14 protein-coding genes are annotated in these 12,652 nt (G+C 57.4%); 13 read left to right on the top strand and 1 reads right to left on the bottom strand.

Annotation, left to right across the window (positions count from 1 at the left end; all coding sequences use genetic code 11):
- The first annotated feature begins 85 nt into the window (after positions 1–85).
- The 10 genes from alr to tsaD all read left to right on the top strand — a co-directional run bounded on the left by alr (position 86) and on the right by tsaD (position 6,611).
- Positions 86–1,207 carry an alanine racemase gene (gene alr / locus SDD30_RS11010; RefSeq protein ID WP_434074966.1) on the top strand — a complete coding sequence of 374 codons (1,122 nt, stop codon included), beginning with the start codon at positions 86–88 and terminating at the stop codon, positions 1,205–1,207.
- Between the two features lie 110 nt (positions 1,208–1,317).
- Positions 1,318–1,593 (top strand): CopG family ribbon-helix-helix protein, encoded by a 276-nt coding sequence (locus SDD30_RS11005; RefSeq protein WP_434074965.1) that lies wholly within the window; start codon positions 1,318–1,320, stop codon positions 1,591–1,593.
- A gap of 1 nt (position 1,594) precedes the next feature.
- Positions 1,595–1,945, top strand: a complete 351-nt coding sequence (locus SDD30_RS11000; RefSeq protein WP_434074964.1) for a type II toxin-antitoxin system PemK/MazF family toxin — start codon at positions 1,595–1,597, stop codon at positions 1,943–1,945.
- 15 nt (positions 1,946–1,960) lie between these two features.
- Positions 1,961–2,662 carry a gamma-glutamyl-gamma-aminobutyrate hydrolase family protein gene (locus tag SDD30_RS10995; protein WP_434074963.1) on the top strand — a complete coding sequence of 234 codons (702 nt, stop codon included), beginning with the start codon at positions 1,961–1,963 and terminating at the stop codon, positions 2,660–2,662.
- Between the two features lie 155 nt (positions 2,663–2,817).
- Positions 2,818–3,198 carry a response regulator gene (locus SDD30_RS10990; protein ID WP_434075037.1) on the top strand — a complete coding sequence of 127 codons (381 nt, stop codon included), beginning with the start codon at positions 2,818–2,820 and terminating at the stop codon, positions 3,196–3,198.
- 64 nt (positions 3,199–3,262) lie between these two features.
- The gene (thiE, locus tag SDD30_RS10985; RefSeq protein WP_434075036.1) at positions 3,263–3,907 is read left to right on the top strand and encodes a thiamine phosphate synthase; all 645 of its coding nucleotides are present in this window, start codon (positions 3,263–3,265) and stop codon (positions 3,905–3,907) included.
- A 93-nt stretch (positions 3,908–4,000) separates the two neighbouring features.
- Complete coding sequence (gene tsaE / locus SDD30_RS10980; RefSeq protein WP_434074962.1) at positions 4,001–4,468, top strand: tRNA (adenosine(37)-N6)-threonylcarbamoyltransferase complex ATPase subunit type 1 TsaE; 468 nt, start codon at positions 4,001–4,003, stop codon at positions 4,466–4,468.
- On the top strand, positions 4,449–5,135 hold the full coding sequence (tsaB, locus tag SDD30_RS10975; RefSeq protein WP_434074961.1) for a tRNA (adenosine(37)-N6)-threonylcarbamoyltransferase complex dimerization subunit type 1 TsaB: 687 nt from the start codon (positions 4,449–4,451) through the stop codon (positions 5,133–5,135). The genes tsaE and tsaB overlap by 20 nt, the downstream gene beginning before the upstream one ends.
- The gene (rimI, locus tag SDD30_RS10970; protein WP_434074960.1) at positions 5,132–5,626 is read left to right on the top strand and encodes a ribosomal protein S18-alanine N-acetyltransferase; all 495 of its coding nucleotides are present in this window, start codon (positions 5,132–5,134) and stop codon (positions 5,624–5,626) included. Before tsaB ends, rimI begins: the two co-directional genes overlap by 4 nt.
- Positions 5,595–6,611, top strand: coding sequence for a tRNA (adenosine(37)-N6)-threonylcarbamoyltransferase complex transferase subunit TsaD (tsaD, locus tag SDD30_RS10965; RefSeq protein WP_434074959.1), 1,017 nt, complete (start codon positions 5,595–5,597; stop codon positions 6,609–6,611). Before rimI ends, tsaD begins: the two co-directional genes overlap by 32 nt.
- Before the next feature lie 778 nt (positions 6,612–7,389).
- On the opposite strand, the gene SDD30_RS10960 is transcribed toward tsaD, so the two are convergent.
- Positions 7,390–8,424, bottom strand: coding sequence for an Rpn family recombination-promoting nuclease/putative transposase (locus SDD30_RS10960; protein WP_434074958.1), 1,035 nt, complete (start codon positions 8,422–8,424; stop codon positions 7,390–7,392).
- A 532-nt stretch (positions 8,425–8,956) separates the two neighbouring features.
- On the opposite strand from SDD30_RS10960, the gene SDD30_RS10955 reads away from it, so the two are divergent.
- The 3 genes from SDD30_RS10955 to SDD30_RS10945 form a co-directional block, all read left to right on the top strand.
- Entirely contained in the window at positions 8,957–9,769 is an 813-nt protein-coding gene (locus SDD30_RS10955; protein WP_434074957.1) for a response regulator, read from the top strand.
- Between the two features lie 240 nt (positions 9,770–10,009).
- Complete coding sequence (locus SDD30_RS10950; RefSeq protein WP_434075035.1) at positions 10,010–10,378, top strand: GGDEF domain-containing protein; 369 nt, start codon at positions 10,010–10,012, stop codon at positions 10,376–10,378.
- A 176-nt stretch (positions 10,379–10,554) separates the two neighbouring features.
- Positions 10,555–12,652: PocR ligand-binding domain-containing protein (locus tag SDD30_RS10945; RefSeq protein WP_434074956.1), on the top strand; the 2,098-nt coding region annotated here is incomplete at its 3' end.

Raw genomic sequence — 12,652 nt, 5'->3', positions numbered from 1 at the left:
ACCCTGGCAGCAGGATGACATTAACATCCATTTTGGGGAGAAGTCTATTTTTCGGAGGAGCTATTTTTGATGGAGGTGGCAACTATTGTCACGGCCGGTTTGGGCCGAGATCGACCTGGAAGCATTGGCCCGCAATGTTCGGGCCATTAAAAGCATACTAGCGCCGCAAACGGAGATTATGGCCATTGTTAAAGCCAATGCCTACGGCCACGGGGCCGGGCCGGTAGCCAGGAAGGCCCTGGCCAACGGTGTTACCTGGCTGGGGGTGGCCACCCTGGATGAAGCCCTGGCCCTGCGCCGGGAAGGCATCACGGCTCCCTTGTTAATCCTGGGCTATACGCCGCCGGAGGATGCCGGCCGGGTGGTGGCAGCCGACATTTCCCAGACGGTCTTTAGCGTGGACCAGGCCCGGGCTTTGAACGCCGCCGCTGTTGCTGTCGGCACCAGGGCCCGCCTGCATCTAAAAATTGACACCGGCATGGGCCGGCTGGGTTTTTTGCCCGGGGAGGCCGTAGCCGCTGCCCGGACCATGGCGGCTTTGCCCCATGTCACCCTGGAGGGTATCTTTACCCATTTTGCCGTGGCCGATGCCGCCGATAAAACCTACACCCAGCGACAGATGGATCTATTCCAGCAGGTGATTGCCGAACTGGAGCAACACGGTATCACCTTTCCCTGGCGGCACGCGGCCAACAGCGGGGCCATTATCGATCTCCCTGAGACCCACTTTAACCTGGTCCGGGCCGGGATTATCCTTTATGGCCACTATCCTTCACCGGAGGTGCGACAGGAAAGGCTGGCCCTCTCCCCGGTAATGACCCTCAAAACCAGGGTGGTCCTGGTGAAAGAGGTGCCGGCCGGCTCCTCTATCAGCTATGGCTGTACCTACTGTACTCCCGGCCCGGCCCGGATCGCCACCCTGCCAGTGGGCTATGCCGACGGTTATTCCCGGCTGCTGTCCAACCGGGCCCAGGTTTTACTCCACGGCCACCGGGTGCCGGTGGTCGGGCGCGTATGTATGGACCAGTGCATGATAGACGTTACTTCTATACCAGAGGTCCGGGTGGGTGATGAAGCAGTCCTCTTCGGCCGCCAGGGGGAGGCAAGCCTGACTGTCGAGGAGGTGGCAGACTGGATGGGGACCATTAACTACGAGATCCTTTGCCTTATCTCCAGGCGGGTACCGCGGCTATACCTTCATGGTTAAAAAATATAGACCCCAATCCTGGTGGTAACCTTGCGCTGGTAACCTTTTACCGCTATAATTAGTTATATCATGCCGATCATAACTATACCCATGTAGGGAGGTGCCTATTTTTGCCAGGTGTCAAGCGGATCATGATTAGCTTGCCGGAGAGCCTCCTGGCCGAGGTTGACGGCCTGGCGACCCTGGAAAAGCGCAACCGTAGCGAGTTTATCCGGGAAGCTATGAAGTTATATATCACCGAACGTAAACGGCGTAATATCCGGGAACAGATGAAACGGGGATACCAGGAAATGGCACCTATCAATTTAGCCCTTGCGGTGGAAAACTATGATATAGAGAATGAAGTGGAAAGGTACTACGATAAAAGCCTGGCGGAGTGTAAATAAGATGCTGGTACGGCGCGGGGATGTTTTTTACGCCCATCTCAACCCGGTGGTTGGTTCCGAGCAAGGCGGAACCCGCCCGGTACTTATCATACAGAATGACATTGGTAACCAGTATAGTCCCACTACCATTGTGGCCGCCATTACCTCCCAGATTGCTAAGGCCAAATTGCCTACCCATGTAGAAATTGCGGCCGGTAAGAGCGGCCTGGAGCGGGATTCCGTTATTTTACTGGAACAGATTCGTACCATCGACAAGAGCCGCCTCAAACAAAAGGTGGCCGTTCTGGATGATGAAATCCTGGAGAGGGTCAACCGGGCTCTGGAGATCAGCCTGGGCCTGGTGGAACTATGATCGGGGGAGGACATTATGGGGACTCCAAGGATCGGGCTGACCTGCGACCTGGATCCTGACCGGGGCCGGATTATCCTGCGGGAGTCATACTGCCAGGCCATTTTGGCGGCCGGGGGGCTGCCTTTACTCCTGCCGGTGGTCGCCCCGGAGGCGGCGCCGGGGTATCTGGCTTTAATCCAAGGACTTGTTTTAACCGGGGGCGGCGATATTGCACCGTCCTTTTTTGGTGCCGGGGCCACGGCTGTCCTCCATAAGGTCCTGCCCCAGCGCGACGCCTTTGAACTGGCTCTGACCCGGGCCGCCCTGGCGGTAGGGAAACCCATCCTGGCCATTTGCCGGGGTATCCAGGTCTTAAATGTAGCCGCCGGCGGCGACCTGTACCAGGATATCCCCAGCGAAATAGCCGGCGCCCTCAACCACGACCAGGAGCAGCCCCGGCACCAGCCTTTTCACCCCATAGCCATCATACCAGGCACCCGCCTGGCGGGCCTTTTGGGACCGGAGGCCATGGTCAACAGCCTGCACCACCAGGCAGTGCGGCGTCTGGGGGTGGGCCTACGGGTCGCCGCCACGGCCCCTGATGGTGTGATTGAGGGGTTAGAAGGCCAGGGGCAAAATCTGGTGGTGGGGGTCCAGTGGCACCCCGAAGACCTTTATACCGGGGATGGTCGCCAGAAGGCTTTATTCGAATATTTTGTCGAGATGGCAACGGAATAACGTTATCCCCGATAATTTTTCCATAAGTTTGCAGGAAATTGGTGATTCCCTGTCGAACCATAAATTAGGGAAGGTATGGTAGGACAATTTACCGGCTGTACGCCGGAACCGCTATATTATTTCTATAAGGGAAGGGCGTATCGAACTTGCCACGGGTGCTGGTAGTTGATGATCAGCACGGGGTCCGTGCCCTGCTGCAATTTCTATTCCGGGAAGAAGGCTGTCAGGTAGCTATAGCCGTTAATGGTCGCCAAGCTATTCGTCAGGTGGAACAGTGGCACCCTGATGTAGTGATCATGGATATAAAAATGCCGGTCATGGGCGGCCTGGAGGCCCTGCCCCGGATCAAGGCTATATCTCCCGAAACGGCGGTGATACTGATGACCGCTTATGCCGGGGAGACCTCCCTAGAGGAGATCTGGCGCCTGGGGGCCGACAACTTTATTTACAAGCCCTTTGATCTCGCTGAGTTAAAGGCCATGGTGCGGGAAGCCCTGCCGGATACCAGACCGGCCTGCAGGAAACTGGCCCCTTGAGGGCGAAGAATAGAGCCGCCTGCCCGTAAAAAGGCAGGTGGCTTTTCAATTGGAGGCGATTATGATGTCCAAGCTAAACCCCCAATGGGACCTCTACGTTATCATCACCACCAAACTGGGTGGCGGCCGGCCCACCCTGGAGCTGGTGCAGGCCGCCCTGGCCGGGGGCGCTACGGCCATCCAGCTGCGGGAGAAGGATTTACCGGCCCGGGAGCAGGTTGAGCTGGGTCTGGCCATCCGGGAACTAACTCGGGCGGCGGGGGCTACCTTTATTATCAACGACCGCCTGGATGTCGCCCAGGCCGTCGCCGCCGACGGCCTGCATATCGGCCAGGAAGACCTGCCGGCGCCGGTAGCCAGGAAGCTCCTCGGGCCGGACAAGATCTTAGGGGTTTCTACCGGGACTGTAGCTGAAGCACGCCAGGCTGAGGCCGACGGCGCCGACTACCTGGGCGTAGGCAGCATCTATGCCACCGGCAGCAAGGGGGACGCCGGTGAACCCATCGGCCCGGCAGGATTGCGGGCCATTAAAGAGGCCGTCAAGATTCCGGTGGTGGGCATCGGCGGTATTAATGCCAGCAACGCTGCTGCTGTCATTGCCGCCGGGGCCGCCGGGGTGGCAGTCATCTCAGCGGTGATCAGCGCCCCGGACGTAGCCGCCGCCGCTCGCCGGTTGCGGGAAGTGGTTATCCAGGCCAGGGAAAAATAAATTTCCGGCAGGATTATCGTCCCACTGGAGCGAAGAATTAACCTGGTTTAGTACTGTCAGGGTGGTGTAATAATAAGGTACTGGGTGACAAAAATGGAAGTATGGTTAAAGGATGCCGGGGCGACCAGAAAGCTGGGGGAGGAACTGGCAGGTATCCTGGGTCCGGGCTCCATCCTTATCTTGAGCGGCGAATTAGGGGCCGGCAAGACCACCCTCACCCAAGGTCTGGCCCGGGGGCTGGGGGTTACCGCCCCGGTTGCCAGCCCTACCTTTACCCTGATCAAGGAATACCAGGGCCGTTACCCCCTTTACCATATTGACCTCTACCGCCTGGAAGACCCGGAGGTCATGCTGGACCTGGGCCTGGAGGAGTACTTTGCCGGCGACGGGATAACCGTGGTGGAGTGGGGGGAGCGCCTGGAGGCCTACCTGCCCCCGGCTTTCCTGGGCATTACCCTGGAGTATGCCCCCGAGGGGCGCCGGGCCTTAATCACGGCCCGGGGGCCGGCCTACGAGCGCCTGCTGGAGGAGTTGAAGAAGATTGTTGGTCCTGGGGGTTGAGAGTGCCACCCAAGTTGCTGCTGCTGCCATTGTTCAGGATAAGCAACTGGTGGCCGAACTTTTTTTTAATACCCGGAAAAACCATTCCCAGCGCCTGTTGCCCATGATTGCGGCCCTCCTGGCCGAAACCGGCCTGGAGCCGGCCGACCTGGACGGCCTGGCCGTGAGCCTGGGGCCGGGTTCCTTTACCGGATTGCGGATCGGCCTGGCAACTGTTAAGGGCCTGGCCCAGGCGACAGGCAAGCCCCTGGTCGGTATTCCCACCCTGGAGGCCCTGGCCTTTAACGCCTGGGGCGTGCCGGGTTTGATCTGCCCGGTCTTGCAAGCCCGGCGCCAGGAAGTATATACCGCCCTTTTTCGCTGGCAGGAGGGAGAGTTATGCCGTCTAACCCCGTACCAGGCTACCGACCCGGTTTCACTGGTGCCCTCGTTAAAATCCTACAATACACCGGTTTACTTTTGCGGCGATGGAGTAGCGCCTTACTGGGAGGTATGGCAGCAAATGGGGCCCCGGGCCCGCTTTCTGCCACCGCCGGACAACTTGTCACGGGCGGCACCCATCGCCATCCTGGGGAGGAGGCGTCTCCAGTCCGGCCTCCCCGACGACCTTTCCCAATTAAAGCCACTCTACCTCCGGCCGTCGCCGGCGGAGAGGCAGAGCCGTTGACTGTGCGGGTCCTGCCCATGATTAATGAGTATCTCACCGGGGTGCTGGCCATCGAGCGGGTTTCCTTTCCTACCCCCTGGACGCGCCACTCCTTCCAGAACGAGATTTATAATAACGATTTCGCCTACTATTATGTAGCCCTGAACGGCCAGCAGGTTATCGGCTATGCCGGTATGTGGATTATCCTGGATGAAGCCCACATTACCAATGTCGCCGTCCACCAGGACTACCGCGGCCGGCGCCTGGGTGAGATTCTGTTGCGGGTGTTGATGCAGGAGGCTGTTTACCTGGGTGCCGACCGGATGACCCTGGAGGTGCGCGTCTCCAACCACTCGGCCCGGCGCCTGTATGAACGCCTGGGTTTCGTCAGCGCCGGGGTACGCCGGGGTTATTATAACGATAACCGCGAAGACGCCATTATCATGTGGAAACACCTCTTTGAGGAGACGAATAGCGGCAGTGACAACGGCAACGAATATCCTGGCTATTGAAAGTTCCTGCGACGAGACGGCGGCGGCCATTGTGAGTGACGGTACCAGGGTGCGGGCCAATATTGTCGCCTCCCAGATCGCCATCCACCGCCGTTTTGGCGGTGTGGTACCGGAGATTGCCTCCCGCCGCCACCTGGAGAATATTGTCCCGGTGGTGACGGCAGCCCTGGCGACGGCCGGATTGAACTTTAATGATCTGGACGCCGTGGCGGTAACTTACGGCCCGGGCCTGGCAGGAGCCCTATTGGTAGGCCTTTCCTATGCCAAAAGCCTGGCCTATGCCCTGGGTAAGCCCCTCATCGGCGTCCACCATATCCTAGGGCATATCTACGCCGGTTTTCTCGCCTATCCGTACCTGCCCCTGCCGGCTGTCTGCCTGGTGGTCTCCGGCGGGCATACCAACTTGATCTACCTGGAGGATCATGTTACCCGCCGTATCCTGGGCTCGACCCGGGATGATGCCGCCGGCGAAGCCTTCGACAAAGTGGCCCGGGTCCTGGGCTTGCCTTACCCCGGCGGCCCGGAACTGGAGAAACTCGCCCGGGAAGGTAACCCCGAAGCTGTAGCCTTCCCGCGGGCCTGGTTGGAGGAAGATAGCCTGGACTTCAGCTTCAGTGGCCTGAAGTCGGCGGTCATTAACTACCTGCACCATGCCCAGCAGGTCGGCCAGGAGTTTAACCGGGCCGACGTGGCCGCCAGTTTCCAGGCGGCGGTAGTCGAGGTTTTGGTGGCTAAAACCATGCTGGCCACCGGGCACCACCAGGTGCGGTCGATCCTCCTTGCAGGGGGTGTAGCGGCCAACTCTATCCTGCGCCGAGAATTACAGGCGGCCGGGGAACAAGCGGGCCTGCCGGTCTACTTTCCCCCGCCGGAACTCTGCACCGACAACGCAGCCATGATCGGCTGCGCCGCCTACTACCAGTACCTGCGCCGGGATTTTGCCCCTTTAAGCCTCAACGCTATCCCCGATTTACCCCTTAATTAAGAGTCTTGCCAGTTTGGGGGCAAAAACCTAGCAAAATCAAGGCCGGACGGGATTTAACAAAATAAGGAAGTCCAAAATAGTCCAGATGAAAACCTAGTAATTTCAAGGCTTAGGAAACAGTCCGTTAGCAAGTGGTTTGCAAGTGGTTAGAAAAGCAAGGAGGGTGATCGTATGGCGCTTCATACCTTCTACAAAGTTTTTATTCTATAGGTTTCGGCCTTTTCCCTTCCTGGGGAGGAAAATTTTGAGCGTAAAACCGAAGGCAACCCTTCACGGCAATGAGCCTTGCCTTGATGCATGCCTCCTTTATGCGCCGGAGATGCCGCTGATAACGTCGGGCTAAGACGGGGAAAAACGTTCAAGGCAACGCGGAAGGTCCGGCAGGAACTGCCTTTCACTGCAGGGCGACGGCGGCAAAATGCCTTGTCCTATAATACTTGATAAATATTTCACATTCTTACCTTTAACAGCGGTGTAATAAAAATTTAACGAAAAAATGGGTTAAACGCATATTTTTTTAAGGTAGCCTCTGTCGTTTGGTGCAAGCGGCCGATTTTTGCCGAAGGTATAAAATATTTCCCGGGCATAAATGACCCTTCAGAACGCCAGCAATCGGTTTTAAAAAGGGCTATACAGGGTTAATATTTCCTGGAAAACTTCTAGAAAGACGATTGCAAAATTGCCGGCAAACTGCCGCGCGGCTCCGGCAAGTTATAATAACAAGGCCCGCCCCGGTGGATAAGGCAGGCCTTTTCCTGAATTTGCGGCCAGCAAAAAATCATTGTTCCAGCTGTTTCTTCAACACGGCGATCTCGTCCGGCGTAAGCCCCGTAGCTTTAACAATGGTCTCTATATCGACGTTGAGCAGGAGCAGGTTCCGGGCTACTTCTCGTTTGCCCTCCAATTTTCCTTCTAATTTCCCTTCCAATTTCCCTTCCAATTTTCCTTCCAATTTCCCCTTCTGTTCGCCTTCTCTTAAGCCTTTTAGCAAAGCCTGCTGCTGCATCTCTTCCAGGGTCAATTCCAGGTTGTAAATCATCCGTTCCACCTCCCAGGGATTGCTTGCGTCCAGGATGCGGTCAACCTTTTCCTTAAAACCTTCAGGCATTCTGGGCTTGACGACGTTCTTCAGCCAGCTGGTGATATGGCGGAACTCGTCAGGCGTGAGCCGCCTTAAGACCCCCGCCAGTTTCTGCAGCCGTCCAACCAGCTCTTCCGGCCGCATCTTTTGGTCCAGGAGAAAGACACCGGCAATTAGATTGGCCGCCCGGATTAGCTCTTCTTCGCTGTAACGGTTGACGTCAAACAGCAGGTAATGGAAGTCCAGGAGATGCCCGCTGAAATCCTGGTAACTGTCCAGCATTTCTTGGAAGGAGAGCGCCGCCGTCCAGGACCCGGCCCCGTTGTAGAGCACCGCCGGGATGATGGGCGGCAGGCGGAAATGCTTGCTCTCCCGCTCATGTTGCGGGGTGTTGGTGTAGATTTCCCGCCAGATTTCGACAATATAGAGCAGCAGCCGGAAAGGTATCAGGTAGTCTACCGTTGACTGCAGCTCCAGCAGGACGTAAAAGATGACGTTTCTATCCCTGGTCTTAAGCCGGTAGACGACATCGGCTTCTTTCTCGCTGAAATCCTGGAGGACGTAGGACTTGTTCACCAGGATGAGGTCGTCGGCGTCAATGGCCTCCACCCATTTTTCCCGGACGAAGGTCTTTAAGAGTTCCAGGAACACCCTTTTGTCGGCCAGGAGCTGCCGGTAACCCTTGTCGTGGGGGTGGTGGGGAGGCCGGGGCTGCCCGTTATTATCCGGCAAGGGATCACCTTCTTCTGGATTTTATTATAGCATATTTCTGGAACATGGGCATACTTTTCGGAGAGCCGGCGCTGCCCGCTTCCTGAATTTACAAAGAATGTTACGCTTCACTGGCCTCAACGGCACCGATAAATGGTTTTAATACTTTACAGGGCCAGAAGGAACTTTTTTGGCCTGTGGTAATACCGGCCACAAAAGCACGGCTAGTGTCCTATTGACGGTTCCTGGTATAATAAGGGTTCAGCCCATGGCTTATTACTCGGAATACCGGGCAAGGAAAAGACTGTTTCACCTGGCAGTTAAACGTAAAAAGCATAAACTTTTTGCGAAGATCGGATAACCTTGGAGGAAACTGGTAGTTTGTGTCGAATTTTTCATTACTAGCGGGAACGGAAACATAGCAATATGGTAACTTTTAGACGAGGAAGCCGGGGCGAATATTTTGGTCCGGCCCTTATCCCTCGTGATAAATAAATTCAGAATAGATTCCGGGACCGGATCGGAAACGGTCTCGAAGGGAGGGCCGAAAATCTTGCTAGCCTTACCGGAAAAGAGCGTCCTGCTGGTAGAAGACTCGACCCTTATCAGGTTTTCCTCCAGGAGAACACTGGAGGGAAAGGGCTACCTTGTGGACGAAGCCGCCAGCGGCCAGGAGGCGCTGGTTAAGGCCAGGGGAAAAGGAGAACCGTACGATCTGGTGATCCTTGACATCCACCTGCCGGGAATGGACGGCCTGGGAGTGCTGGAGAACCTCAAGCGCCTGCCGGAGTACCGCTATGTCCCGGTTATGGTGGTAACGGTTGAGAGCAACGTCGCCGTGGTCAAGAAGGCGATAGATCTGGGGGCGGTAGAGTACCTTTGCAAGCCCTACTCGGTCGAGGAACTGGTGCGCCGCGTAGAGAAACTGATAGGACCAGGCGCCAGGGGAGAAGCCGCCCCGGCGGAGCTGCTGCATAAAGTACTCAGGAATGAGATCAACCGGGCGAGCAGGGGCGGGTTCAAGGTAGCCCTGGTTTTGGCCCGGTCGGAAAGGTTGGGCAAGGGAAAGATTGGGGAATGCGCCAGGCAGGCGCGGCGGCGCTTGCGCGAGATAGACACCGTCATAGAGCTCAGCAAGAGCACGCTGGCGATGATTCTCCCCCATACGGGGAAAGAAGGCGCACAGGTGGTAACGACGAAACTGGAGGGCTTTCTGCCCGGGACGTGGAGTTACGGGATTGCGGTATACCCCGATAACGGGAAGGACGGGGAAGAGCTTTTCGCCTACGCCGAAGCTGCTCTTAAAGAGAGCTGGGAGAAAAAAGAGCCGGGTGCGCCAGCCCAGCAGCAAGCATCTGACACGTAGATCCCAGGATTTATGCCGCAGTCCGGGTTCTCAGCCCCTGGTAAACGGTGCCGTGTTACGCTTAAAGGGAAGTTACGAAAATAGATACTTAAAAGCCGTATTGGGGCGGGTCCTCATAGAACCATATACGCATTTAACCGCAAAGGTTAACCCTCCTCCAAATGCGTGAGGCGTGTGCTTCACAGAAAATCTATGGACTGTAACAGCAGTTGAGAAGTTTTTAGAAAAGTAGTCGGGTATATAGCGGGCCTTTTTCACCTCAGCAGCGAGCGTGCTAAAGGAGGCCCGGGAAGGAAAGGGCAGCCCGGTGCTGGCTATTTTAGACCTGGACAACATGAAAATCTCAACGACATCCGGGGGCACCAGGATGGGGATGAAGCCCTGAAGCAGGTAGGCCGGGCCATCCAGAAAAGCGTGCGGGAGGGGGATGTAACGGCCCGTTATGGGGGCGACGAATTCGTCAGCCTCTACCCAGGCAAAGGGCCGCGCCTGGAGACCCTCCGGGTGCGGCTTGAGAAGCATCTGCAAGCAATACGCTTTTCCGGCACGGAGATACCCTTGAGCCTTCGGTGGGGCTGGCGCGGTTTTCTGCAGACGGGAAAGACGTAGATACGCTGCTCGCAGTGGCCGACACCAGGATGTATGCGGACAAGGAGGGCAAAAAAGGCTGCCAAAGGGCTGGCATTTAACACTCCCGCGGGATTGCCGGTTCGGCAAGCAGGCCTTTTCTGATGAGCATTCCCAGCAGGAGGTATATGGTTCCTTTCATGGAGAGAGGGAAATTAATGCAATACTACGAAGAACTGAAACACATCGGCTTACAAAGACTGCAAGAGAGCATGAGCCAGGCCCTGGGACTGGCAGCTCTGGTCACCTCCCCGGATGGGCAACCGCTCACTAAAATCTCCAACCTGTGCTCTTTCTGCGCCCTGGTTAATGCCGATCCAGAAGGAAGAGCCAGGTGCGCGGCTGCACGTGTAATCTCTACCAGGGCTGCCGTGAATGCAGGGAGAGCGGTTCTCGACACCTGCCATGCCGGGCTGGTGCACCTGGCAGTCCCCCTCCGGGTAGCGGGAGAAACAGTGGCGGTACTAGTGGGCGGCAATGCAGCGCTGCAGCCGCTTACAGAAGAGGCAGTGGCGCAACTGGCCCGGGAAACAGGCATTGACCAGGAGGAGCTTTTGGCGGCGGCCAAAACGGTACCCGTCTGGCCTGAAGAGCGGCTCTGGAAAGCGGCGGAGATGATGGGGGCAGTGACGGAAACCGTGGCCCAGATGCTGTACACCAGGCAGGAACTGCAGAAAAAGGCAGATGAACTCAGCGCCCTCTTTGAATTCAGCAAAACGGTGTCCGGCAGCCTGCAGGTGGCCGAAGCTGCCCGGCAGGGACTTCAGGCGGTACTGGAATTGACTGGTGCCACCAGCGGGTCGGTGATAATGCTGGGCGAAGCGGAACCAGGGGCGGCGGCTCCTGAGGTGGCGGCTACCCTGGAGCCGGACAACGAATTAAGGGTTATCCCTGCAGGGGAAATAATAGCCGCGGTCGGGCGGGAAGCTGCCGCCGCGCACTTTGACAGCCGTCCCGGAGAAAGCACGCCCGAAGAAAAGCGGCCGGCAGTTGCAGTACCACTTACAGCCGGGGGCAAGGTGACAGGGGTACTCACCCTAGCAGGCAAGCCAGGGGGGCAACGCTTCACCGAAGAGGAAGCCATCTTTTTGACCACCTTGGGTACCATTCTAGGGCTGGCGCTGGAAAATGCCCGGCTTTTCCGGAAAGTGCGGGCAAGGGCAGCGATGCTGGAACGGCTGATCGAAGTAGGGCAGGTGTTATCGAGCCACCTTGATGTGGATTTAGTGCTTGAAGCGGTCCTGGCAAGTGTGCGGGAAGTGCTGGATGCACGGTGGTGTGCCCTGAGGGTGCTTGACGAAAATACCGGCGAACTGGTGCTGAGGGCCAGCCTGGGTATGAACCCGAAGTTGCAGGCAAAGGTGGCTCACGTCCGGCCGGAGGATAACTTGCTGGGTGAGGTGCTCCAAAAAGGGGAAGCCGTGGTAGTGGAGGACCTGGCCGCCAGCGGGTCTGGCAGGCACCTGCCTTACTACGCGCTAGAGATGCGGGCCCTGGTTGTGGTGCCGGTGAAAGCAGGCGGGCAGATCCTGGGGACATTGAAGGTTTATTCTCCTGTACCGCGCCGCTGGTCGGAAGAGGAAGTTGAGTACCTGGGTACCGTTGCCGCGCAAGTCGGGCTGGCGCTGGAAAACGCCCGCCTTTACTCCTCCCTGCGGGAGTACTACTTGAGCACCGTACAGGCGCTGGCAGCAGCATTGGAGGCCAAGGACGTATACACGAGGGGACATTCCATCCGGGTAGCCAAATGGGCACGCTCCTGCGCCCGCATGTTGGGAGTTAGTGCTGAAGAGGAGGAACAGGCTTACCTGGCCGGTCTATTACACGACCTAGGTAAAATCAGCATCCAAGAGGATATCCTTCTCAAACCGGGCCCCCTTACCCCGGAAGAAAGAAAAAAGATGCAGGGTCATCCTGAAATAGGAGCCAGGATCCTGGAACCGGCCCGGTTACCTACGGCGGTCATTACAGCCGTGCGGCACCATCACGAAGACTATGGGGGCGGGGGTTATCCGGCTGGCCTTTCAGGAAAAGAGATCCCGCTTCTGGCGCGCATTATTCGTGTAGCCGATGCGTACGACGCCATGACCTCCGCCAGGCCTTACAGGGAAGCATTTACCCCCCAGCAGGCATATGAGGAATTGCAACGGTGTGCAGGCCGGCAATTTGACCCCCGGGTGGTAGAGGCCTTTTTAGGGATTCCGCAGGAGGAAATAACAGATATTTCCATGGGGGGGGGGGGGGGGGGGGGTACCC

This window comes from Moorella naiadis (nom. illeg.) (assembly GCF_051020825.1).
In the GTDB taxonomy this organism is placed as follows: Bacteria; Bacillota; DSM-521; order Neomoorellales; family Neomoorellaceae; genus Neomoorella; species Neomoorella naiadis.
This window is presented reverse-complemented; position numbering and strand designations above follow the sequence as displayed.